The 24,065-nt window shown below is 58.5% G+C and carries 20 protein-coding genes; 8 read left to right on the top strand and 12 right to left on the bottom strand.

The annotated features are described in order from the left end of the window. Positions 1-23: 23 nt before the first annotated feature. Complete coding sequence (ssb, locus tag EXZ61_RS02255) at positions 24-539, bottom strand: single-stranded DNA-binding protein (protein WP_142808612.1); 516 nt, start codon at positions 537-539, stop codon at positions 24-26. 28 nt (positions 540-567) lie between these two features. Beyond that, positions 568-1,743, bottom strand: coding sequence for an MFS transporter (locus tag EXZ61_RS02250; RefSeq protein WP_142814067.1), 1,176 nt, complete (start codon positions 1,741-1,743; stop codon positions 568-570). Positions 1,744-1,967: 224 nt separating this feature from the next. On the opposite strand from EXZ61_RS02250, the gene uvrA reads away from it, so the two are divergent. Next, entirely contained in the window at positions 1,968-5,009 is a 3,042-nt protein-coding gene (uvrA, locus tag EXZ61_RS02245; protein ID WP_425353602.1) for an excinuclease ABC subunit UvrA, read from the top strand. Between the two features lie 129 nt (positions 5,010-5,138). Here uvrA and EXZ61_RS02240 read toward each other — a convergent pair whose 3' ends face one another. The 4 genes from EXZ61_RS02240 to EXZ61_RS02225 all read right to left on the bottom strand — a co-directional run bounded on the left by EXZ61_RS02240 (position 5,139) and on the right by EXZ61_RS02225 (position 7,854). Then, positions 5,139-5,879: a substrate-binding periplasmic protein gene (locus tag EXZ61_RS02240; RefSeq protein ID WP_142808608.1), complete on the bottom strand. Its 741-nt coding sequence runs from the start codon at positions 5,877-5,879 to the stop codon at positions 5,139-5,141. 163 nt (positions 5,880-6,042) lie between these two features. Further along, positions 6,043-6,699: a DsbA family oxidoreductase gene (locus EXZ61_RS02235; RefSeq protein WP_142808606.1), complete on the bottom strand. Its 657-nt coding sequence runs from the start codon at positions 6,697-6,699 to the stop codon at positions 6,043-6,045. A 223-nt stretch (positions 6,700-6,922) separates the two neighbouring features. Further along, the gene (locus EXZ61_RS02230; protein ID WP_142808604.1) at positions 6,923-7,405 is read right to left on the bottom strand and encodes a GNAT family N-acetyltransferase; all 483 of its coding nucleotides are present in this window, start codon (positions 7,403-7,405) and stop codon (positions 6,923-6,925) included. Continuing rightward, positions 7,399-7,854 carry a rhodanese-like domain-containing protein gene (locus EXZ61_RS02225; RefSeq protein ID WP_142808602.1) on the bottom strand — a complete coding sequence of 152 codons (456 nt, stop codon included), beginning with the start codon at positions 7,852-7,854 and terminating at the stop codon, positions 7,399-7,401. The genes EXZ61_RS02230 and EXZ61_RS02225 overlap by 7 nt, the downstream gene beginning before the upstream one ends. A gap of 103 nt (positions 7,855-7,957) precedes the next feature. On the opposite strand from EXZ61_RS02225, the gene pdxR reads away from it, so the two are divergent. Next, positions 7,958-9,412 carry a MocR-like pyridoxine biosynthesis transcription factor PdxR gene (pdxR, locus tag EXZ61_RS02220; RefSeq protein WP_142808600.1) on the top strand — a complete coding sequence of 485 codons (1,455 nt, stop codon included), beginning with the start codon at positions 7,958-7,960 and terminating at the stop codon, positions 9,410-9,412. 15 nt (positions 9,413-9,427) lie between these two features. Here the strand turns inward: pdxR and EXZ61_RS02215 are convergent, their stop codons facing one another. After that, entirely contained in the window at positions 9,428-10,057 is a 630-nt protein-coding gene (locus tag EXZ61_RS02215) for a TetR/AcrR family transcriptional regulator (RefSeq protein WP_142808598.1), read from the bottom strand. A 184-nt stretch (positions 10,058-10,241) separates the two neighbouring features. Between EXZ61_RS02215 and EXZ61_RS02210 the strand changes: the two genes are divergently transcribed. Next, complete coding sequence (locus EXZ61_RS02210; RefSeq protein WP_142808596.1) at positions 10,242-10,664, top strand: hypothetical protein; 423 nt, start codon at positions 10,242-10,244, stop codon at positions 10,662-10,664. A gap of 94 nt (positions 10,665-10,758) precedes the next feature. Here EXZ61_RS02210 and EXZ61_RS02205 read toward each other — a convergent pair whose 3' ends face one another. Together EXZ61_RS02205 and EXZ61_RS02200 are read right to left on the bottom strand one after the other, a co-directional pair. Further along, a complete protein-coding gene (locus tag EXZ61_RS02205) occupies positions 10,759-11,370 on the bottom strand; it encodes a glutathione S-transferase family protein (RefSeq protein ID WP_142808594.1) in 612 nt (203 codons plus the stop codon). Positions 11,371-11,537: 167 nt separating this feature from the next. Then, positions 11,538-12,764: an HD-GYP domain-containing protein gene (locus EXZ61_RS02200; protein ID WP_142808592.1), complete on the bottom strand. Its 1,227-nt coding sequence runs from the start codon at positions 12,762-12,764 to the stop codon at positions 11,538-11,540. A gap of 103 nt (positions 12,765-12,867) precedes the next feature. Between EXZ61_RS02200 and rfaE2 the strand changes: the two genes are divergently transcribed. Then, complete coding sequence (rfaE2, locus tag EXZ61_RS02195) at positions 12,868-13,374, top strand: D-glycero-beta-D-manno-heptose 1-phosphate adenylyltransferase (RefSeq protein ID WP_142808590.1); 507 nt, start codon at positions 12,868-12,870, stop codon at positions 13,372-13,374. Positions 13,375-13,381: 7 nt separating this feature from the next. On the opposite strand, the gene glnE is transcribed toward rfaE2, so the two are convergent. After that, a complete protein-coding gene (glnE, locus tag EXZ61_RS02190; RefSeq protein WP_237219063.1) occupies positions 13,382-16,108 on the bottom strand; it encodes a bifunctional [glutamate--ammonia ligase]-adenylyl-L-tyrosine phosphorylase/[glutamate--ammonia-ligase] adenylyltransferase in 2,727 nt (908 codons plus the stop codon). Positions 16,109-16,135: 27 nt separating this feature from the next. Between glnE and EXZ61_RS02185 the strand changes: the two genes are divergently transcribed. Continuing rightward, positions 16,136-20,230, top strand: a complete 4,095-nt coding sequence (locus EXZ61_RS02185; RefSeq protein ID WP_142808586.1) for a YhdP family protein — start codon at positions 16,136-16,138, stop codon at positions 20,228-20,230. A 21-nt stretch (positions 20,231-20,251) separates the two neighbouring features. Continuing rightward, positions 20,252-21,076, top strand: coding sequence for a carbon-nitrogen hydrolase family protein (locus EXZ61_RS02180; RefSeq protein ID WP_142808584.1), 825 nt, complete (start codon positions 20,252-20,254; stop codon positions 21,074-21,076). A 52-nt stretch (positions 21,077-21,128) separates the two neighbouring features. Here the strand turns inward: EXZ61_RS02180 and EXZ61_RS21855 are convergent, their stop codons facing one another. Next, positions 21,129-21,275, bottom strand: coding sequence for a hypothetical protein (locus EXZ61_RS21855; protein ID WP_168224672.1), 147 nt, complete (start codon positions 21,273-21,275; stop codon positions 21,129-21,131). Here EXZ61_RS21855 and mltA point away from each other — a divergent pair. Continuing rightward, a complete protein-coding gene (gene mltA / locus EXZ61_RS02175; RefSeq protein WP_142808582.1) occupies positions 21,208-22,419 on the top strand; it encodes a murein transglycosylase A in 1,212 nt (403 codons plus the stop codon). The genes EXZ61_RS21855 and mltA overlap by 68 nt on opposite strands. Positions 22,420-22,478: 59 nt before the next feature. Beyond that, the gene (locus EXZ61_RS02170; protein ID WP_142808580.1) at positions 22,479-23,438 is read left to right on the top strand and encodes a chemotaxis protein; all 960 of its coding nucleotides are present in this window, start codon (positions 22,479-22,481) and stop codon (positions 23,436-23,438) included. A gap of 2 nt (positions 23,439-23,440) precedes the next feature. Here the strand turns inward: EXZ61_RS02170 and EXZ61_RS02165 are convergent, their stop codons facing one another. Next, positions 23,441-24,016, bottom strand: coding sequence for a hypothetical protein (locus EXZ61_RS02165; protein ID WP_142808578.1), 576 nt, complete (start codon positions 24,014-24,016; stop codon positions 23,441-23,443). Positions 24,017-24,065 lie beyond the last annotated feature (49 nt).

Raw genomic sequence — 24,065 nt, 5'->3', positions numbered from 1 at the left:
GGGCATGAATCACCCATCAATGCTCAAAACGGGATGTCGTCATCCATATCGTCAAAACCACTGGCAGTGCGCGGCGCCGGCGCTTGGCGTGGAGCCTGCGCCATAGGTGCGGCAGCGCGAGGAGGTGGCGGGGCCATGCGGCGTGGGGCTTGTTGCTGAGGAGCCCCGCCTTCATCGCCATCACCGCCAGGAGCACCCATACCTTCGCGGCCACCTAGCAATTGCAATTCGGTCGCAATAATGTCCACCGTATTGCGCTCTACACCTGACTGGTCGGTGTACTTGCCGTACTTCAAACGGCCTTCCACATACACAGGGCGGCCTTTTTTGAGGTATTCGCCTGCAATTTCCGCCAGACGCTCATAAAAGGTCACACGGTGCCATTGGGTGTCTTCAATGGTTTCGCCAGAATTACGGTCTTTGCGGCGGCTAGAAGTTGCAACGCTCACATTGGCAACAGCTTGGCCAGAAGGCAGGTAGCGGATCTCAGGGTCGCGGCCACAGTTGCCGACCAAGATAACTTTATTCACGGATGCCATGGGAAATTCTCCAATTTATTGGGGGTGATTATCCAGCCTTTGGCGCTGGCGCCCGCATGGGCCATGCAACCAGCATCCACGCGCCCATGGCCACCGCACATGAGACAAACAAACCTTGTGCCCCCATGTGCTTCATTAGCCAGCCCCCGAGCACGCCGCCAGTGAAAAATCCCAAGGACTGCAGCGTGTTGTAAACCCCTAGGGCGGCACCGCGTGACTGGACCGGCGCTAAACGCGACGCCAAGCTAGGTTGGCTGGCTTCCAGCACATTGAAGCCGCAGAAAAACACAAACAACACCAAAGCCAGCCCCCAAATGCTCGTGCCTTGGTGCGCCATCCACAACAAACCCAGTTGCACCACCGCGATGGCGCCAATCGCGCTCAGAAACACTGCACGCAGATAGCCGCGTTTTTCTAAAGGGAAGAGCGTGGCACCCATCACCACAAACGACCCCAGCACGGCAGGCAAATAGACCCACCAATGGTGTGCCTTCGCCAGCCCTGCATCCACCAGCATGGCAGGCACGGCCACCCACATAGCTAGCTGGGTTGCATGCAAAACAAACACCCCAAAATTGAGCCGCAGCAAAGGCGCTTGGCGCAGCACATGGGCCAAACCGCCGCGCGCTGCATCTACCATTTTCGCGGGCTCTGCAGGTACCCACCACAGCACCACCGCAATGCCCGTCATCGCCAGCACCGCTGTCAAGGCAAACAATCCGTTCAGGCCCACGGCGCTTGCCAACAGCGGAGACAGCACCAAAGACAAGGCAAACATCAGGCCAATGCTGCTACCCACCAAAGCCATAGCTTTGGTGCGCACGAGGTCACGGGTTTGGTCGGCAAGCAAAGCGGTCACCGCGGCGGAAATGGCACCTGCTCCCTGCAAAGCCCGCCCCGCCACCAGCCATTGCAGGCTAGGCGCCAAGGCGGCCAAACAGCTGCCGGCAGCAAACACGATCAAGCCAAACACTATGACGGGCTTGCGGCCAAAACGGTCTGAGGCCAAGCCAAAGGGAATTTGCAGTAAACCCTGGGTGAGCCCATAAATGCCCATGGCCAAGCCAATGGCGGCGGGGTCGTCACCCCCCGGATAGCGATGCGCCTCCAAGGCAAACACTGGCAACACCAAGAACAAGCCCAGCATGCGCAAGGCAAAAATGAGCGCCAAAGACGCGCTGGAACGACGCTCCAGCGCCGTCATGGTGGTGGACGTGTTGGGACTGCCATGCTCGGTGAGCGGCACACCCATACCAGGAACAGTAGACGTTGTTTGATGCACGACGGATAGCCTAGGGCGATAAATCTCGGCACAAAATTTGTGACAGCTCCGATTGTCCTTGATTCAGGCGCTTGCACTTTGACGTAGGACAGCCAATGTCGTGCAGTGTCACTATCATGGGGGGTTTCCCTCAACCGGCTACCACCTTGACCTCTACCGACGGCACCTATCTTGCAAACGCCTTGCAGCAGCAAAATATCAGTGTGCGTGGCGCGCGCACCCACAACCTGAAAAACATCGACCTCGACATCCCCCGCAACCGCTTGGTGGTGATTACCGGTCTGTCGGGTTCGGGCAAATCCAGCTTGGCGTTTGACACCTTATACGCCGAAGGCCAACGCCGCTATGTGGAAAGCTTGTCGACCTATGCGCGCCAGTTCCTGCAACTCATGGACAAGCCCGATGTGGACATGATTGAGGGCCTGTCGCCCGCCATCAGCATCGAGCAAAAGGCCACCAGCCACAACCCGCGCTCTACCGTGGGCACGGTCACCGAAATCCATGACTACCTGCGCCTGCTGTTTGCCCGCGCGGGTACGCCCTATTGCCCAGACCACCAGTTGCCGCTGCAAAGCCAAACCGTGAGCCAAATGGTGGACGCGGTGCTGGCACTGCCCGAAGACACCCGGCTGATGATTTTGGCCCCTGTGGCGCGGGAGAAGAAAGGCGAGTTTTTGGAACTCTTTGCCGACATGCAGGCCCAGGGCTATGTGCGTTTTCGCATCAACGGCGAAGCGTTTGAAGCGGATGCACTGCCAAAACTCAAGAAGACCGAGAAACACGACATTGATGTAGTGGTAGACCGCATCAAGGTCCGCCCCGACTTGAAGCAACGCCTGGCCGAAAGCTTTGAAGCCGCCTTGCGCATTGCCAATGGGCGGGCCATTGCCTTAGAGATGGATGCACCTAGCTCCGAAAGTAATAGCAGCTCACGCAATACGGATGCGCGACAGCAGCCAAAAGAGCATCTTTTCAATGCCAAGTTTGCTTGCCCCATCTGCAGCTACTCGATTGCGGAGCTGGAACCTCGGCTGTTCTCATTCAACTCCCCCGTAGGCGCTTGCCCTAGCTGCGATGGCTTGGGTTCCAACGAATTTTTTGACCCTGCCCGGGTAGTTGCCTTCCCCAGCCTGAGCTTGGCCAGCGGCGCCATCAAGGGCTGGGACCGGCGCAATGGCTACTACTTTGCCATGCTGGAGTGCTTGGCCAAACATTACAAGTTTGACATTGAGGCCCCGTTCGAGACCCTGCCCCCCACCGTGCAGCAAGCCATTTTGCAGGGCTCGGGCGAAGAGGAAATCAAGTTCAGCTATGTGGTCGACTCCGGTGCATCGCAGGGTAAGAAGCTCAGCAAAAAGCACCCCTTCGAAGGCATCATCCCCAATATGCAGCGGCGCTACCGCGAGACGGACTCAGCCCTGGTGCGCGAAGACCTTGCCCGACTACGCAGCACCCAGGCCTGCCCCCAGTGCCATGGCACACGCTTGCGCACGGAGGCACGCAATGTCAAAGTGGGGGAAGGCGACCAAGCCCGCGCGATTTTTGAAATCAGCCACGCCACCCTGAAAGACAGCTACGCCTACTTCAACACCTTGCAAATGACCGGCTCGCGCGGCGAGATTGCCGCCAAGGTGATTCGCGAGATTGGCCTGCGGCTCAAGTTTTTGAACGACGTGGGCCTGAACTACCTAAGCCTAGACCGCAGCGCAGAAACCTTAAGCGGCGGCGAGAGCCAGCGCATCCGCCTGGCCAGCCAGATCGGCTCGGGCCTCACCGGCGTGATGTACGTGCTCGACGAGCCCAGCATCGGCCTGCACCAGCGGGACAACGACCGCCTAATTGGCACCCTGCAGCACCTGCGCGACATCGGCAACAGCGTGCTGGTGGTGGAGCATGACGAAGACATGATGCGCGCTGCCGACCATGTGATTGACATGGGCCTGGGCGCTGGGGTGCATGGAGGGCGCGTGATCGCCCAAGGCACGTTTGCCCAAGTGCGTGACAACCCGGACTCGCTCACGGGCAAGTACTTGGCCCAGGTCTTGAAGATCGCAGTGCCCGCGCGTCGCACGCCGTGGCTGCCCGTGCTTGCGCCCGCAGCGCCTGAGAAAAAGGCCGCCGCCAAAGGCGCACCCAGCAAGGCCGCGCAAGCCTGGGCCGAACGCCAAGCCGCGCACGAAGCCACGCAAGGCGAGCTCCAAGCCATTCGCGTGGTGGGCGCTAGCGGCCACAACCTCAAAGGCGTGAGTGTGGAGTTTCCCGTGGGCTTGTTCACCTGTGTCACCGGCGTGTCGGGCTCCGGTAAGTCCACCTTGGTCAACGACACGCTGTACACCGCAGTGGCCCGCCAGCTTTACCGGGCCCATGAAGAGCCCGCCCCGCATGAGGCGATTGAGGGCATTCAGTACTTTGACAAGGTGATTAACGTCGACCAGTCGCCCATTGGCCGCACGCCGCGCTCCAACCCAGCTACTTACACCGGGCTGTTTACCCCCATTCGCGAGCTCTTAGCCGAGGTGCCCACGGCCCGTGAACGCGGCTACGGCCCCGGGCGCTTTAGCTTCAACGTGGCCGGTGGCCGCTGCGAGGCCTGCCAAGGCGACGGCATGGTCAAGGTAGAAATGCACTTTTTGCCCGATGTGTACGTGCCCTGCGATGTGTGCGCTGGCCAGCGATACAACCGTGAAACGCTAGAGGTGCTTTACAAAGGCAAGAACATTGCGCAGGTGCTAGACCTCACGGTGGAAGCCGCCTACGAGTTCTTCCAAGCCGTGCCAACCATTGCACGCAAGCTGCAAACCCTGCTGGATGTGGGCCTGAGCTACATCCGGTTGGGGCAAGCGGCCACTACGTTGTCAGGGGGGGAGGCGCAACGCGTCAAGCTGGCCTTGGAGCTCAGCAAGCGCGACACCGGCCGCACGCTCTACATCTTGGACGAGCCCACCACCGGCCTGCACTTTGCCGACATCGCCCTGCTGCTCAAGGTCTTGCACCAGCTGCGCGATGCGGGCAACACCATTGTGGTGATTGAGCACAACCTGGATGTCATCAAAACCGCTGACTGGCTCATCGACATGGGCCCCGAAGGTGGCTCAGGCGGTGGCACGGTGGTTGGAGCAGGCACACCAGAAATGCTGGCCGCCAACCCGGCCAGCCACACGGGGCGCTATTTGCAGCGTTACCTTTGAGGGGAAAACGGCACCGCTGCAGCCCGCATCCACACAGCGCAACCCGCTATTCTTTAAATAGCTTACTGCGCTTATTCCATGCGGGCTAGCCACACAAAATAGTGGGAGCCCAAAGTTGGCCTTCGGAGGCTATTTGCTATGCGCCTTGACCACCTTGTCATACGTTCCGTTTTTGCGCAGCGCGTCTAAGCCTTTGTTGAAGGCAGCGACCAAGTCTTTGCTGGCAGGCACGTTTCTGGAGGCGATGAAGTAAAGCCCGTTTTCTGACACGGGTGGCGCCGCCGCCAACACCACGGAGCCCGGTGCGACACCAGCGGCAGCAATCGAGGCTTTGCCGTTGGCCTCCTCCGTCACAAAGAAGTCCACGCGGTCTGCTTCGACCAACTTGACGCAGGTGGAAATGTCTTTAGGGGACTGAAGTTTGATTTGGCCACTCTTGATCAGAGGCGCCAGTGTTGCAGGTTGCGCCCAACCAATGGGCACACAGATCGAGCTTCCGGCAAATCCTGCCGCATCGGCAAATGTGAACTTCTTCGCGCCCGCCTTGGTAAACACCCGGTCCACCAGTTTGATCATGATGTCGGAGTAAATCATCTCCTTCTCACGCTCTGCCGACTTGAAGTAAGGAAAGGTTCCCGCAAAGTTGCCTTGCTTGGTCTCGTCATAGCCGCGAGCCCAAGGCTGCCAGTCCAACTTGACGTCCATTTTGACTTCTGCGAACGCTTTTTTCACCAGCTCCGTGGCCATGCCCCCTTCGGGCAGCTTGCGGTCGGCATACGGAAGGTAGTCATCCCCCGACACCAGTGAAACCACCTGCGCCTGGGCAAGTCCGCCCACTAACAAGAGGGCCGCTAATAGAGAAGCTCGCATGGTTTATTCCTTTGGTTGACAGCGTCCTAAATCAGAACGCTTTATGCCCTTGTCCCCTTTGTGGAGCCTTGGCTGCGCAAAGGGGACAAGGGTAATCAACTATCGGCAATACGGTCACCCAACTTGAACCGTCATTCAGACAGAAGTCTGAGTCAGCCCCTCATCAAGCTGCTTCTGCGGCTATTTGGCGCAGGGCTTGTTCAAACACCTCCACCGGCTGGCCGCCCGAGATCAGGTGTTTGTCGTTGATGATGATGGCAGGCACCGAGTTGATACCGGCACGTTGGTAGAAGGCTTGCGCTTGGCGCACTTCGTCGGTGTAGGCGTCACCCGCCAGAATTTCGGCAGCCCTGGCACCATCCAGCCCTACAGCCACGGCGGTGCGCACCAAGACCTCATGATTTGAAGGATCTTCGCCTTCGGTGAAGTAGGCTTGCAACAAGGCTTTTTTCAATGCCTGTTGCTTGCCAGTGCCCTGTTCTTCGGCCCAATGCAGCAAACGGTGGGCGTCAAAGGTGTTGTAAATGCGGTCGCGCTTGTTCAGGCCAAATTCAAAGCCTAGCTCGGCGCCCCGTTGGCGGATGGTTTCGCGAATTTGGGCTTGCTGCGCGGGACTGGAGCCGTATTTTTCGGTCAAGTGTTCGGTGATGTCTTGCCCCTCAGGCCCCATCTTGGGGTTGAGTTCAAAGGGCTGAAAGTGCAAGTCGGCCTGCACCTCGTTGCCCACGCGTTGCAGCGCGGTCTCCAACGCAGTCAGGCCAATGGCGCACCATGGGCATGAGACGTCCGATACAAAATCAATTTTCAAAGTAGTCGCCATAGCGTGCCTTGTGTGCCTTCGTGTGGAATGAGAGGGTCTCTAGCTGAGGGGTTCTGCTGGCATTTCAAGTCACAGGCTGCGTACACCTCACCGTAGGGCACCATGGTAGCGGCGCGGAGGCAGTGCTACAAACGGCATGGCTATTGCGCCATTCGCTTTGGAATTTATAGCGGCCTGCGCATATCTGATGCGGGCTACGGGCAGTTTTTGCCCAAGCCTGCGGTCAGACGGCCAGGCTAAACCTGTGTTTGGCGAGCGCAGTGGCCCCCAAGCTTTCGTAAAAGCCCATGGCGTGCACATTCCACGGTGGGGTTTGCCATTGCAGATGGCGGCAGTGGTGGGCTGCGGCAAAGGCCTTGACTTCAGCCATCAACGCGCGCCCCAAGCCTTGCCCGCGTGCGGCCTCGCGCAAGTACAAGCAGTCCAGGTGCGCATAGGGGCTGGCTGCTAGCGTGGAGAAGTCCAGCGTTACGCTGGCATACCCCAAGACTTCAGCACCACGTAGGGCCAACCATGCCTGCAAGCGCTCTGCAGCCAGCGCATGACTTAGGCGCAACGCATGGTCCTGTGGTGCAAATGCGATGCCCTCGTACAACGCATGCTCGGCACACAAGTCCGACAAGGCCGCCGCGTCTTGGGGCCTTGCCACCCGTACTGAAGCTGCGACTAGGTCATGCTGCGCTAACTCGCTGTGGGTCTTCAGCATGCGCACTCAATAGCCGGCGTGTCGGCGGCCCATTCACCGGGCGCGCTGCCCTGTGCCACGGGTTGTCCATCACGCATCCAAAAGTCCAAACCGCCCAGCATTTCTTTGACGGTAAAGCCCAAGTTGGCAAGCTTGTAGGCACCTTTGGTGGAGCCGTTGCAGCCAATGCCATCGCAGTAGGTCACATAGACCTTGCTGCGGTCCAGGTGGGCGGTGCTTTGGGCATCCATCAAGCGGTGCGGGAAGTTGATCGCGCCGGGCACATGCGCTTGTGCATAGAGGGACTCGGAGCGGGTGTCGATGACCACGATGTCGGCAATGCGGTTGCGCAGGTCTTCGGCAACGTCCCAGGCGTCGGCGTGGTAGCGCAGCTTGGCCGCCATGTAGTCACGGCTTTGCTCCGCGGTAGCGGGGGGAAACTGGAGAACTGCTGAACTTGTGTGGGACATGGCACAGGCCTTTCTTGGGTTGGCGTTGACGGTATGGCACCAAGTCTAGGTATTTGCGGCCTTATAGTTAATACCAATATCTAGCCTCACTTAAGGCCAATGTATGACCGATGCCCATGTTTGGCTTTCCATGTTTCACGATGCGCAGTCCCCCGCACGCGGTCTACGCGAGCGCGTATGCGCCACTGTGCGTCAGGCCATTCGGGTGGGAAGCCTGCCATTGGGCGCGCGCCTGCCAGCCAGCCGGGTTTTGGCGCAAGACCTGTCCGTCTCTCGCGTCACCGTAGAAGCTGCGTACACACAGCTGGAGGCGGAAGGCTATTTGGTGCGGCGCACAGGGCAAGGCAGTTTCGTCGCGATTGACCTGGCGTCTGGCAACGGTCAACAACACCAGTCTTCCACGACAAACGCAGGTTTGACAGAGCAGGTTGCCTTGTCGCAACGCGGCCAGCGCACGGTAGGTACCGGCGGCTGCCAAGAGCCCATGCGGCTGCAGGCCTTTGCCGCGGGTAGCCCCGATTTGCGGGCTTTTCCCAACGCACTGTGGCGCCAGCTCACCAACCAGCAGTTACGCCAAGGGTCAGACGCTTTGATGCGCTACGGCGACCCGCAGGGCCTGCCCGCTTTGCGTGAGGCCATTGCGCACTACCTGGCCCAGTCTCGCGCGGTGCGTTGCAGCGCCGACCAGGTGCTGGTACTCACGAGCTCGCAACAAGCCTTGCAGCTGATCGCGCATATGCTGATAGACGCCGGCGATGTGGTCTGGATGGAAGACCCGGGCTACCGCGGTGCCCGTGCTGCCTTTGCGTCAGCCGGCGCGAACATCGTGGCCATGCCCGTGGACTCCGAAGGCATGGTGTGCAACTTTGAACAACCCACGCCGCGCCTGATCTACCTCACCCCCTCGCACCAGTACCCCACCGGCCATACCTTGAGCTTGGCAAGGCGCAACGCACTGCTGGACTATGCCCAGCGCGTGGGCGCGTGGATTGTGGAAGACGACTACGACAGTGAGTTCATCTACGACAAGCGCCCCACCCCTAGCATGCAAGGCTTAGACCGCCATGACAGGGTGGTGTACGTGGGCACGTTTTCCAAAGCCTTGTTTCCATCCCTGCGGCTGGCCTATACGGTCCTACCGCACGCTTTGGTCGCACCCTTGGTGACGGCGCGCACGGTGTATGACGGCCATGTGGCGCAATTACCCCAAGCCGTGACGGCCGAGTTCATGCTGCGTGGCCACTTCAGTGCGCACCTGCGTTTGATGCGCCAGCTCTACCGCAGCCGCAGAGATGTGCTGCTGGACTGCCTTGCGGAGAAACTCCCCTGGGCCCAAGCCTTGAACCCAGCCGGGGGACTGCAGTTGGGTGTGGCACTGCCCAAGGGCCGCGAAGTGCAGCTCACGCGCCAAGCCGCCGCGCTCGGCATTGCGACACCCAGCCTGGGTGCGCTGTACCAAACGGCCGGGCAAGTGGATGGTTGGTTGCTGGGCTTTGCGGCCTTGCAACCTGAAGAGATCAAGGCAGCTGTGGACGCATTGGCGCACATCACGCCCTAAGTGCACCGCGAAGCGTTAAGGCTTCGCGGTGGAGGTTGGCCAATGCTCGCAGCCAATCAGTTGGCGCGAAACAATCAGCATCAGGTCTTCGATGGGCATGGCGCCCTCAGGTCTACCGAGCTGGGACTGAAGCACCACGCCTTGGGCTAGTGCAGCAAGCACGTCCACAATGTCGGCTGCCGGAATGAGCAAATGTAGATTCAGGCGGGCACAGGCGAGCTCCATGATGCCGGCCAAGTCAGCCACATGCTCTTGGCAAAGTTCCAGGTAAATGGCACGCACGTCGGGGTTGCGTACAGCGAGCAACTGAAACTCGACCGACAAGATTTCAAAAGTCGGGTCGGCAGCCTTGGACCTGTAGTAAACGCGCAATCGCTCCCACAGGTTCTCAAAGGATTCCGCTTCGTCTAGCAATTCACGCAGACCCAACACATAGCTGCGCATGTGCTCGGCCAGCAGCGCGGAGAGGATGCGTTCCTTGCTCGCAAAGTTGGAATAGAACGCACCTTTGGAATAGCCCGCGCGCTCCGCAATCACATCCACCGAAGCCGCATTGACCCCCAATTGGACAAACAAAGTTCGCGCCGCATCCATCAGCGCGGTGCGGGTCTGGGCTTGACTTTCAGTGCGGCTCAATCGGGACATAGGCGTGAAATCTCGGTAGTTATAGCCCTGTGGGGGAAGGGCATTGTAGGAGTTCAGTCTTCCAAACTAGCCCATTCCCCCACCCAATGGGCGACAGTGGACGAAAAACATCAAAAACCAAATGGTTTTTGCATACCGACAAGAATTCGGATACCATTCAGTCTTCAACTTTAGGAGTAACTCCATGAAATCCATCCGCAATGTCATCCACTTCGCTTCTTCCGCTGCCTTGATCTCCGGCGGTGCAATGGCTCTGGCCCTCTTGGCCGCCCCCGTGCAAGCCCAAACAGCAACATCGGTTGCCGCTTTCTGCCAAGCAGGCATTGCCCCCGCCACTTTGGACGCCCTGCCTGCCAACGCAAAAAGCAATCTGTGCCAATGGATGAAAGAAGCCGAAGTGTCACCTGCCCGCTTTGACCTGGTGTTGGCCCGCAGCACAACCAGCGGAAACCACTCCGTGGCACTCAAGCAAGCCTTGCAAATGGAAGCCGACATTCACACGCGCAGCGCAAAATCTCTGTCAGCCACAGACTTCGGTTTTTTGAGTAGCGAAGCAGAGAAAAAACGCGCAGCTTTTTATGAGCGCCTCAATCAGCTGGTGATGTAACTGCTACGCAAGGGTTTCAGCTTGGTACGCGCAGAACCGTGCCAAGCTAACCTTGCTTAGGCGCCCCGCCGTTGCGCCTGCCCTCTGTTTGAATTTAAGCCCCGTGTTTGGCTATCGCCCGTTGGTAGGCAGGCCTTGCTTCCACCATCGCCACAAAACGGCTGAGGTTGGGAAATGCGTCTGGCCCTGCGCTTCTCACTGCGACCTGGGCAACAAAAGAGAGCTGGATATCAGCGCCGGTCAGGGCCTCTCCTACGAAGTACTCCTTGCCCGCGAGCTCTGCATTCAAAAACCCTAGATGATTCGCCATTTCACTGCCGATGCGCGCTTGCAATGGCGCACCGGCCTCCCCCAAGCGACCGACGTACAGCTTCAACATCAAAGGCAGCATGGCCGAGCCTTCCGCGTAATGCAAAAACTGCACATAGCGGTTGTACTCTGGCGAACCCACGGCAGGGGCCAACAGGCCATTGCCATAGGTGCGAATCAAATAGTCGACGATGGCACCCGATTCAATCATGACCTGACCTTGGTCCCGCAACACCGGCGCTTTGCCTAAGGGGTGTATAGCCAACAGTTCAGGCGGGGCCAAGCGCGTTTTCGCATCGCGCTGGTAAGAAATCACCTCATAGGGTTGGCCCAACTCCTCCAAAAGCCATGTGATACGGCGTGAGCGCGATTCGCTCAGGTGGTGCAACTCAATCATTCAATCTCCAATACGGCACGTTCAGGGTGGGCCTCACGCAGGGCAAGGGTGGAAATCCATTGTGCATTGGCATCTCTAGAGATGGTCGTCTTTGGGCCACCTTGGCGTCACTTTGGCGTCACGGCATTTGCGACAGGAACATTTGCAACCGCCTAAAAGGCAGGCATTCACCAAGGCCGTTCGGAGGTGGCAATTTGGGTGAGCGGCAACATGCGCTCTAAGTTAACGGTGAGCCTAACGTCACGATGTGCCACGCTGGCAACAATGCGGTACTCTTTCTGGCTAGTGTCACGGATCGCGTATTCCACCGTAGGCATACCGTTGCGGTTAATCATGACCGCTACACGCGGGGTAGCAGTATTCACGCCCCGCTTGATGACCATCGCGACTTCCTCTGTGATCAAGCGCACAAAAGTACCCGGCGGATGAATGCCGACCGTCTTGATGAGCGCAGCCCCTGCCTCATCGACTTGTTTGTTTTCATCAAAATAGCACGCTTGCATGGCAACGCCCGGCGCGGTCGGTTGGCGAGAGGCGCGGGGCGAGAGACGGGCAGCAAACATATCGGCGCGCTGTATGAGTCTGGCCAGCCGCTGCGCAGGTGTGCGTGTCGCCAAAGGCCCCGGAGCTTGGACGTGATGGGCACGCACGGTGTCGAGCCAAATGGCGTCTTTCACCCCGACTGCCTCGAGCATTTGCGCCGAACGCTCGCTGTGGCCTTCAATCGCCTTGCGCTGGTCCACGGTCACGGGCCCCAATTGTGAAGCCAAGCGATCTTGCAGCTCAGTCATCCCCAAATTCATGGTCAGCGCGGCTTTGCACAATATGGCTTCCACCGCAGGGGGCCACTTCATCACTTCGCGAGCGGCAAGCCCACACATCATGCTGACCAACATGGCATGGGTGGCGCTGTACATTCCGACCTCGGTCGCAGACAAATGGATGAGTGCGAACAAGGTGCCGTCCGGGTTACGGTTGGCGTGTAAGCTCAACTGGGCATGCAGCCGATCCAAACGGTCCATAAACACGGCGGGGCTGCTGTCTCGCAACAAGGTATTGGCTTGCACTTGCAAGTCCAGCCAATCGGGCAGCACATAGTCGGCGCTACGCTCACCAAACACCGTGCGGGAAACCTTAACGCCCGCGATTTCTCCCAAGGCTTTGCCTTGGTTGACCAAACCATGCAAGCGTTCGACGTAGGCCCGGTGGTGCGCTTCTGAGTCTGCAACGTCGATGTAAAGGCCGCCGCCGCGCTGGGCTATCACCTCCAGATCGTGCCGGGTTGGAATCACAAACGCCCGCTGCGCCAGCAAGACGCCTTCCTTGTCCATCAATGGGAAAGGGAGCGGCTGACCGATGCGGATGGAATCAACGCTGATGGCGACTAGGTGCATAGTTGCTTTCAATTATGCATGGGCAACCCCAGTCTGACAGGCGCTTGAATGGCCCTTTTTCGGTGCAGTTTTGGCCTACCAAGCCTGCTAGCATTGCGCCCTTATGAGCCATGCAGACACCCCCCCCTCTTTCATTTCCAAGATTTGCGACCGTGCATCGTTGGATCACGCCTTGGCGCGCCTGCCAAAACCCTGGGTCTTTACCAATGGCGTGTTTGATGTACTGCACCGAGGACACGTTGTGTATCTAGCCCAGGCACGGGAACTGGGCGGGAGTTTGATTGTTGCGCTCAATACTGATGCCTCGGTCAAGCGGCTGGGCAAGGGCGATGACCGACCTCTCAACCACGATGCCGACCGCGCCATGGTCATGGCCAGTCTGGCCAGTGTCAGCTTGGTCACTTGGTTTGATGAGGACACGCCCTTGGAACTGATTCAGCAAATTCGGCCCGACCTCATCGTCAAAGGGGGAGACTACAACATGGAATTGTTGCCAGAAACAACCGCCGTTCGGTCTTGGGGAGGGCAAGCACTCGCTTTACCGTTTGTTCCCGGCTATTCCACCACGCAACTGTTAAAGCGCATTCGGGCCAGCACGGGCAAACCTTAGGGCTCGGCTACGCCGGCACAGGGCGGTCTGCCGCAAACACTGCGGCCCACAACGCCAAGCCGGCCTCACGCTCCGCTTCCACGGTATCTAACGCTGCTTCTGTAGCCTCTTCGTTTAACCGTGCCCGGTGTTGTATCTGCCGTAGCACACGGTAGGCGTGACCTGCATGCGCACCCACGCCGGCAGGCAACAAACCGCAGTCTTGTGCCCTGAGCAGCAAGCTGATATTGCCAACATTGGCTAACAACTCGGGGTACTGATTGCCATAGGCAAGCACCAAGTACTGCACCGCAAATTCAATATCGACCATGCCCCCCGGGCTGTGTTTCACGTCAAACTGGGCACTGCGTACAGGGTGACTCAGTCGCACTTTGGCGCGCATGGCATCGATTTCGGCGCGTAGGCTCTGGCGGTCGCGATTGGCACCAATTACAGCATTGCGCACCGCGTCAAAACGGGCATGCAAAGCCGCGTCTCCTAAAACGCATCGGGCGCGCGTCATCGCTTGGTGCTCCCAAGTCCAAGCCGTGTTGCTGCCGCGCTGCTGCTGATAGTTGGCGTATGCGTCAAAACTGGTGACCAGAAGGCCAGAATTGCCATTGGGGCGCAGGGCAGTGTCGATCTCGTAGAGGTCACCCTCTCCCGTCTTGACGGTCAGCCAGTTGATGAGTTTACGAACCAAAGCGCCGTAGATCTCGCCGGCCCGCTCATCCTCATCGTCGTACACAAACACCAAGTCTAGGTCGCTGCCATACCCTAACTCCTTGCCCCCCAGCTTGCCATACGCAATGATGGCGAAACGCGGTACCTCCAGGTGACGGCCTTTTAAACGGCTCCAACACCAACGGGTGGTCACCCGCAGCACGGCGTCGGCCAAAGCGCTCAAGTCATCCGCAACCTCTTCGACAGTGATGCGACCTTCCACATCCCGCGCCAAGGTACGAAACACTTCCGCATGGTGCGCGCGGCGCAGCAAATTGAGCAGGGTCTCGTCATCATCTTCTTGGGTACCTTGCAGGGCTACCCAGCGTGATTCCAGTTCGCGCTCAAAATCAGCCGCATCAAATCGCTCAGCCAACATCGTATGACCTGCCAACTCGTCAATCACACCGGGGTGTTTGAGCAAATAGCGTGCGGGCCAACGGGCTGCGCCCAGCATGTGCAACAAACGCTCATGCACGATAGGTCGCTCCAACAGCAAAGCCAAGTAGCTTTCCCTGCGCAGCAAGGGTTCGATCCAGTCCGCAATGCGGACCGCTGCCGCCTCCGTCACTTTGCCTTGCGCCACCCACTGCGCCGTGCGGATGACCAGACGTGCCAGACGCGCGCGCGGCGCCTCACGCAGGGCGAGAACGCGCGGGTGATGCCGCCAGCCGGCCACGCGCTCTTTGAATTGGCCACTTAGCTGATCCAAAAGCTCATCGAAGTCGCTGCTGCCTACCGACGCGGCAGGGCCATTGCAGCCTGAACACTCTTTCTGCGGCCCACCCAGTAGCGCGTCAAACTCTTGTGCCACAAGCTCACGGTGGGTGTCCAGCTGGCACAGCAAACCGGCACTGTCCGTAAATCCCATGGTGTGCGCAATCCAAGCCAGATCCGCATCGGATGTGGGAAGCACATGCGTTTGCTGGTCGTCTAGGTATTGGATGCGATGCTCCACTTGGCGCAAGAATCCATAGGCTTGGGCCAAAGCGTCGGCAGTGGCTTGTGGCATTAACCCAGACGTGACCAAGCGCTGCAAAGCACTCACGGTAGGGCGGGTGCGAAGTTCTGGAAACTGCCCGCCGCGTACCACTTGGAGAAGTTGCACCGTGAACTCGATCTCACGAATGCCGCCGCGTGAAATCTTGACATCGTTGCTGCGCTCCGGACGTCCAGCGCTGCGCTTAGACGCGTGGTCCCGAATTTGCCGGTGCAAGACGCGCAGAGCATCAAAGACGTTGTAATCTAGGTAGCGCCTGAACACAAAAGGCACGACCGCTGCGCGCAAAGACTGGGCGCACGACGAGGTTACCGCCTGAGCAGGCGCCACTACGCGACTTTTCAGCCAAGCAAACCGCTCCCACTCGCGGCCCTGCACATGAAAATATTCCTCCAAGGCCCCTAGAGACACGGCGGGCGGCCCGGAGTTACCGTTGGGTCGCAGCGCCAAATCGACACGAAATACAAAACCGTGTTCGGTCGTTTCCCCCACCCAAGCGTAAATGGAGCGCACCAGCTTGCCGAAGTACTCTTGGTTTGAAATGCGCCCACGGCCATTGGCGTCTCCCGCGGTTTCACCTTCTTGGTCGTAGATATAAATCAGGTCAATGTCACTAGACACGTTGAGCTCGCGGGCCCCGAGCTTACCCATACCCACAATGCACAACTGCGCCCGGGCACCATCTGGCGACTGAGGTGGGCCGTACTGCTGATCTAGAACTCCAATGGAGTGTTGGTAGGCTGCATTCAATGCAATTTCTGCCAGGTCAGTCATGGCCTTGGTCACCACCTCCAGACCCGCATTTTCCTCACAATCCAAACATACCAGTCGCTCTAACACCAGCTGGCGGGTGGTCCGTAATGCAGTGCCCAATTCAGCGCCATCCGACAGCAAGCCGGCCAAGGTTGCATCCATGTTTTGCCGGGTGGGGATGCCGGGTGGGAGCAAAAGCATTTGACTGGCGTAACGCCTGCGGATTCGCTGCGCGAAGCGCGAGCCGGTAGCCAAGGCGGGAGGCACTTTGCGGGTCATAATTCCTAACATTGCTCCGATTGCACGATGAATGAACTGACGCCCCTCCCCTCACGCTTGCTCAAAACAAGCGCGACCCTCGCCAAGTGGGCGTTGCGCATGCTATTGGCTGCGTGGGTCTTACTCGGCATTGCGTGGGGAGGCTTGCATTTTCTGATTGTGCCGCGAATCTCAGAATTGCGCCCTACGGTGGAGCGGCATGCCTCACAGCTGCTAGGGATTCCCCTTCGCATTGGCAACATCACCGCCCTATCCAATGGTTTGATCCCTTCGTTTGCGTTGAGCGACGTCACTCTGCATAACGCGCAAGGCATTGAAGTGCTCCGACTTCCCAAGGTCTATGCGGCCCTATCCCCACGATCGGCCATGACCTTGGGCTTCGAACAGTTATTCGTAGAGGCCCCCGAGCTCGATGTTCGGCGCACATCCGACGGGAAGTTCTGGGTTGCAGGCCTTGCGATCTCCCAGACCAATCCCGACGACAACACCGGAGTGGATTGGGTTTTTTCCCAAACCGAGCTGGTGGTTCGACACGGTTCTGTGCGTTGGACCGACGAGTTGCGCGGCGCGCCCTCTGTTGCCTTGTCTGATGTCGACGTTGTCATTCGCAATGGCCTTCGCAAGCACACCCTGCATGCGGCAGCCACGCCCCCGGCACTGTGGGGCGACCGCATGCGTGTCACAGGTTTGTTCACACAGCCTTTTTTGACGCACCGCGCAGGTGACTGGCATGCTTGGTCCGGACAGGCCTTTGTCGACCTCCCCCACACTGACTTGGCGCAAATCAAACCCTACTTGGATCTGGGCATTGACATCGCGCAAGGGGTAGGTGCTTTGCGGGCGTGGGTCGACGTCGACCATGGGCAAGTGAATGCAGTTACAGCGGACCTTGCGCTGCAAAGCGTGAACATGAAACTAGCCCCTGAGCTCGATGCGCTTAGCTTGGCCAGCATGTCGGGCCGGCTAGGCGCAAAGCGCTTGGAAGGCGGCTTCGAGATATCAACGCAGGCGCTGCAGTTTGACACTGAAGACGGGCTACATTGGCCTGGCGGTAATGTGCGGCTGGCGCTATTTGGCACCGAACCCGCCCACCCGGCACATGGCGAGTTAGCAGCAGACAAGCTGGACCTGGCAGCCATGGTGGAGATTGCGAGCCGTTTGCCACTGGACGCATCCATGCACCAAGTGTTGCGTCAGTTTGCACCTAGCGGGCTTGTGGAAAGCGTGGTTGCGAATTGGCAAGGGTCTGCCAAGCAAGTTAGTAACTTCAATGCCAAGGGCCGAGTGCTGGGACTCAGTTTGCCAGCGCAAACGCGCGATGGAAAAACTACGCCAGGGTTTAGCGGTGCGGACATTGACTTCGACGTAAACCCCACGTCTGGCAAAGCCACCTTGTCCATGCGCAAAGGCACCATTGACGCACAGGGAGTTTTTGAGGAGCCGCTCATTGCGCTAGAGCAGCTCAACGGGGCCTTTCAATGGAAAGTCGATGGACCGCGAATCAGCGTGAGCTCTAGCAATGTCAAGTTCGGCAATGCCGACTTGCAAGGAGAATTGCAGTTCAATTGGCAAACCAGTGATGCCAAAGTGAATGGCGCAGGTCAGGCACCTCACCGATTCCCTGGGGTACTAGACCTGCAAGGCACCTTGAGCAAAGCAGATGGCAGCAAGGTACCGCGCTATCTTCCCGTGGTGGTTGAAAAAGACTTGCGAGATTACTTGCACGAGGCCATTGTTGCGGGCAGTGCCACCGGGGTGAAGTTCAAGGTGAAGGGCAATGTGGACGATTTCCCGTTTGACACCTCCAAAACGGGGGAGTTTAGGGTGTCCGCCAACGTGCAAAACGCCGTTTTGGCCTTTGCGCCGCCTTTGATCATGCCCAAAAACAGTCGCCCATGGCCACAGCTGACCAATCTGAGCGGTGACTTGCTCATAGAACGGGGAGCGCTATGGGTCAAAGGCGCAAAAGCAGGCATTAGTAACGCACCGGGTCTTCAAATTTCTAAAGCAGAAGCGGTGATCACGGACTTGTTTACCAACGCCAAGTTGCAGGTGACCACAGAAGCCAGAGGCCCTGTGCCAGAGGTCATTGCTGTCATCAACAGCTCGCCTTTGGCAGAGATCACTGACAAGGTGTTTGAGCACTCTAGCGCCACAGGGGTGGCTGACTACAAACTCAGGCTCAATATTCCTTTAAACGACACCAACAGCACCACACTCCAAGGCGCCATCGTGCTCAACAGCAATGACCTGCAGGTTACGCCGGAGACGCCTAAGCTCAGCAAAGTACGCGGCACCGTCAACTTCTCAGACACGGGGTTTTCGGTCAGCAATGCTCAAGCGCGGCTTTTGGGCGGCGACGCCAAGCTGGAAGGTGGTTTGAGCTTTGTTAGCAATCCGGCCATTGGATTAACCAGCAAACCCAGCGCCTCGCCACCCGTGCTGCGAGTCACGGGTTCGGCCACTGCAGAAGGCTTGCGCGCCGCCAAAGAACTTGGTTTCGTGGCGCGCCTTGCGGAGTACGCCAACGGTAGCACAGCCTATACAGCCACCCTAGGGCTTCGCTCGGGCATACCGGAATTACTGGTCAACAGCAATTTACAGGGCTTGGGCATCAATTTACCTGCTCCATTGGCCAAGACCCCGGAGTCCATGCTCCCGTTGCGGCTTGAGAATGCGGTGGTCCGCCCCGGTGCCATCGCTAGCACCGCCAAATCGCCCTTGCAGGACCGCTGGCAACTGGATGTCGGGCGCTTGGCCAATGTGCTGTATGTGCGCGATGTTTCATCGCCTGTGCCGCGCGTGCTCAGCGGAGCCATTGGCATAGGCTTAGCCGCTGATGAGACCGCACCCTTGCCGGCGGAAGGCGTGGTTGCGAATATCAGCGCGGGTCGGCTTGACGTAGACGCATGGAACCGGGTGCTTGAAAAACTGGCGGGCACAGACGCCCCCGCAGGCAACGTAGATGCGGCAAATGCCCAATTTGGTATGGCGTACTTGCCCACCAGTATTGCCCTGCGCGCCAATGAGCTGGTCGTTTCCGGCCGCAGCCTGAACCGCGTCGTTCTAGGGGGCGCGCGTGAAGGGGGCCTGTGGCGAGCCAATGTGGACGCCTTAGAGCTCAGTGGCTACGCCGAGTACCGCCAGCCCAGCGGCCCATCTGCAGGCAAGGTCTACGCCCGTCTTGCGCGCTTGTCTCTGGCCCAAAGCACTGCGCAAGATGTAGAGTCGTTGCTCGACGAGCAACCCTCTAGCATTCCCGCGCTCGATGTGGTGATCGAAGACTTTGAGTTGCGTGGCAAGCGCCTAGGCCACCTTGAAATAGATGCCATCAATGTGGGGGCCGGTGCTGCTCGCGAAAGTGCCAAAGAGTGGCGACTCAACCGCTTCAACATCATCACCCCTGAGGCCGTACTCACCGCCTCAGGCAACTGGGCGAACTTAAACGCCCAAGCAGCCAACGCCCCACTCAACCGAAACAGCAAGAGCAAACGCCGTACGGTGCTGAACTTCAAGCTAGACATCAACGACTCAGGCGACTTACTGAACCGCTTTGGCATGAGTGGCGTATTGCGCAAGGGCAAAGGCAAGATTGAAGGGCAAGTAGCTTGGCTAGGGGCGCCACTGACACTGGACTACCCCAGCATGAATGGTGCATTTAACGTCAACGTAGAAGCGGGGCAATTCCTCAAAGCGGACCCTGGTTTAGCCAAGCTGCTTGGGGTGCTCAGCTTGCAATCACTGCCACGTCGCTTGGCGCTGGACTTCAGGGATGTGTTTAGCGAAGGCTTTGTGTTCGACTTTATTCGGGGTGACGTGACCATCGAGCAGGGCATTGCCAAAACCAACAACCTGCAAATGAAAGGCGTGAGCGCCGCCGCCCTCATGGAGGGCCAGGCCGACATTGCCAAAGAAACCCAAGCGATCAAGGTGGTGGTCATTCCTGAGATCAACGCGGGCAGCGCCTCCTTGATAGCTTCCGCCATCAACCCCTTGGTGGGGCTAACCACGTTCTTAGCGCAAGTCATACTGCGCCGCCCTTTGATTGAAGCGGCGACCCAAGAGTTTTTTATTGACGGCACCTGGATCGACCCACGGGTGACCAAAATCAACGCGCCCTAGCCAACCCACACTGGAACAGAGATGAAAGTTGCAGCCCTTCAAATGGTGTCCACCGGCATCCTTGACGACAACCTAAACCAAGCTGCCACTTTGCTGGCACAAGCCGCTGCGCAAGGCGCTGAATTGGCCATACTGCCAGAATACTTTTGCCTGATTGGCCAACGTGACTCTGACAAACTGTCTATCCAAGAGCGTTTTGGCACAGGGCCCATTCAGGCCTTTTTGGCGACCCAGGCGAAGACCCTGGGCCTTTGGATCGTGGGAGGAACTATGCCTCTTTCCGCTTCTGGCCCTGACCGCGTATACAACAGCAGCTTGGTGTTTAACCCGCAAGGGGAATGCGTCGCCCGGTACGACAAGATTCACCTGTTTCGCTTTGACAATGGGCACGAAAGCTACGACGAGTCCAAGGTCTTGGACCGCGGCGATACGCCCGCACAGTTCGAGTTGCCGTCCAAAGACGGGCACCGCTGGACCATTGGCCTTAGCGTGTGCTACGACTTGCGTTTTGCGGAGCTGTACCGTGGCTACGCCGCTACGGGCTGCGATTTAATGCTGGTGCCCAGTGCGTTCACCCACACCACCGGCCAAGCGCATTGGGAGGTTTTACTCAGGGCGCGCGCTATTGAAAACTTGGCATTTGTGGCTGCTGCAGCCCAAGGTGGCGTGCACCCCAGCGGCAGACAGACTTGGGGCCAATCCGTGCTCATTGACCCGTGGGGCAAGGTCCTGGCGCAACAGGCCCAAGGCGCAGGCGTCGTCGTGGCTGATCTCGACGCTACCCAGCTGGCACAACAGCGCAGCCAGCTTCCTGCGCTGCAACATCGTGTCCTAGTCGCAAGCTAGTTTGCTACACAAATAATAGCTACTTACGCATACTCCACGAGCGCCCATGGCACTATGGCTTCAAGTTGTCATCGGACTGGTCCGCAGCATCGGCAGGCTTCCTAGGCTCGCCGTTGTCGCGGCCTGAAAACATGGTCCACCAAATGATCCAAATAAACAAGAGTCCGGCCCCAAGGGCTTCTAGCAGTAACAGTAGCATGGCACGTTGTCTCAATGGGCTGGCGTTGGCCTTGATTGTAGGAAGCTTGGTGGCCTGCGGCAGTGCCCCTATGGCCCCTGTGGGAAGAACCCTGCCGCCGCCAGCACGCACAGCCACGGTGCCAAGCACCCCTGCGGTCGATACCGGGCCCATCATTCAACAACCCAAAAGCCGCTGGGTGGCGGTGGACTGGTCGGGCCTGCCGGGCTTCGAAGATGACAACCTGTTTGAAGCCTGGAACGCATGGCTCAAAAGCTGCGAGCGTCCGGCTGCGGCGCTGGCAGCACTGTGCGGCGATGTGCGTCGCTTAAGCATTGGTAGCGGCGACGAGCAGCGCGCATGGATGCAAAGCAAGCTACAGCCCTACCGGGTGGAATCTTTGCAGGGGGACTCCAATGGTTTGCTCACCAGTTATTTCGAACCCATGCTAGAGGCCAGCAGGACCCCGAGCGCTGCATTTTCCGTACCGATCTACCAAGTACCGCCCAATCTTGCCAGTCGCAAACCTTGGTACAGCCGTCAGGAGATTGACACCTTGCCCGAGGCGCAAGCGGCACTCAAGGGCCGCGTGATTGCCTACTTGGCAGATCCGGTAGACGCACTGGTGCTGCAAATTCAAGGCTCTGGCCGTATGCGGATAACCCAAGCTGACGGTAGCCTGCGCTGGGCTCGGCTCGCCTATGCAGGCACCAACGACCAGCCCTACCGCAGTGTGGGGCGCTGGTTGCTGGACCAAGGTCTGATCAAAGATGCCTCTTGGCCCGGCATCAAAGCATGGCTGATTCAAAACCCGCAACGCCAGCAAGAACTCCTTTGGAGCAACCCGCGCGTGGTGTTCTTTAAAGAAGAAATACTCTCGGATTTGGATGCTTCCTTCGGCCCTAAGGGCGCGCAGGGTGTGGCACTGACGCCGGGGCGCTCAATCGCTGTTGATCCCGGCAGCATCCCCTACGGAACACCCGTCTGGCTAGCTTCCACCGGGGCACAGAGCAATTTGCAGAGGCTGGTTTTGGCACAAGACACTGGCAGCGCCATTACAGGCGCGGTGCGCGCAGACTATTTTGCGGGTTGGGGCTCTGAGGCCGGAGAGCTCGCCGGGCGCATGAAACAAAACCTGCAGATGTGGACATTCTGGCCAAAATAGGCAAGATCACGTTACTATGTGACCACCAAATTTTCACGCCTTTAACCGAGGACCGATCCATGAGCAAAGAATTGCGGGAAATTGACGAGCGCACCAACCTAGCTGGCAACAGCATGTTTGAGCTCTTGCTGTTTCGATTGGGTGAGGCAGGTGCCGCCAACCGGCGTGAGTTGTTTGGTATCAACGTTTTCAAAGTGCGTGAAATTTTGGTCATGCCAGAAATCACCGTGATGGTGAACGCGCCCCCCTCCGTCATGGGCATCGCCAATGTACGTGGGCAAATGATTCCCGTGATCAACCTCGCCGCCATCACGGGGTGCAACCCCACCAAGGGTTTGGGTATCTTGCTAGTCACCGAGTTTGCCCGCACGACACAAGCCTTTGCAGTCGAAGAAGTGAACGAAATCGTGCGATTGGCTTGGAAACATGTGCTGTCAGCCGAAGGCAATGGCGGTGGCCTTGTCACGAGTATTGCCCGCCTAGACGGAGCCGCAGAGAACACCCGCTTGGCCCAAGTCCTGGATGTAGAACAAATCTTGCGCGATGTGTTCCCTGAGCAGCACATGACCATCCAAGAAGGCGCGGTCATACCCAAGCTGACCATTCCAGATGGCACCGTTGTGCTCGCTGCGGACGACTCTGCGGTGGCCCGCATGATGATCGAGCAGGGCCTCAAAGCCATGGGTATTCCCTATGTCATGCACAAAACAGGTCAAGAAGCATGGGACCACTTGCAAACTTTGGCCAAGCAGGTCGCAGATCAAGGCAAAACGATCAAGGACCGCGTGGCCTTGGTGCTGACAGACTTAGAAATGCCTGTGATGGACGGCTTTACCCTCACCCGCAATATCAAGCAAGACGTGCGATTCAAGAGCCTACCCGTCATCATCCATTCCTCCCTGACGGGGGCCACCAACGAGGGCCACGTCAAGAGCGTGGGAGCGGACGCCTACATTGCCAAGTTTGAGGCCGAAGAGCTGGCCTCCACCATTCGCGAAGTGCTAGCAAAAATCAAATAAACCTAACGCACAGTGATACGGACTTGCAAGTCGGTGTCCACCGCGCCGGCTTGGTTGGATAAGCCCGTCAGACCCTGGGTGTTGGCGTTTATTTGCTGCTCGGAGTGCGCAACGGTAAACCACTCGCCTAAGGGCAGCAGCACTGTGCTGCTGGCGCTAGACGTCCCATTCACTACCTGAGATCCCGAAACTTGCGTAGCAGTTTGCTGGGCGCTGAGCACCAACTCCACACCGTCGCCCCCATCCCAGCGCGGACTCGCTGCAAAGCCTGTATTAGCATCCAAGAACACCGCACTCTCTACCGTGCGCCACACACCTTGCAATTTGACGGTTTGAAGCAACCGCAGCGGTAGCGACCTGCCTAAGTTGATGTTGGCGCTGCGCCCGTTGAGCACCAAAGCCTGCTGCAGCACGCGGGCAGACTGCTGGCTTTGGCTGCTTTGGGCGCCTATCCGCCCTTGCATGTCCACGGAGCCATTGCTGCCCACACCCACGGCAAGCCCTCCCCGCACGTCAGTGCCCTGCCCTTGGCTGGACTGCACTTGGCGCACTTCCACCAGCAAGTTCTTGAGTGGCAAGCCCGAAGTCCCGTTTGCTACTGAATTTATAGCTACTTGCGCATATATA

It is taken from the genome of Rhodoferax aquaticus (genome assembly GCF_006974105.1).
In the GTDB taxonomy this organism is placed as follows: Bacteria; Pseudomonadota; Gammaproteobacteria; order Burkholderiales; family Burkholderiaceae_C; genus Allorhodoferax; species Allorhodoferax aquaticus_A.
Note: the sequence above shows the minus strand (reverse complement) of the source record. Positions and strands in the feature narration are given on the sequence as shown.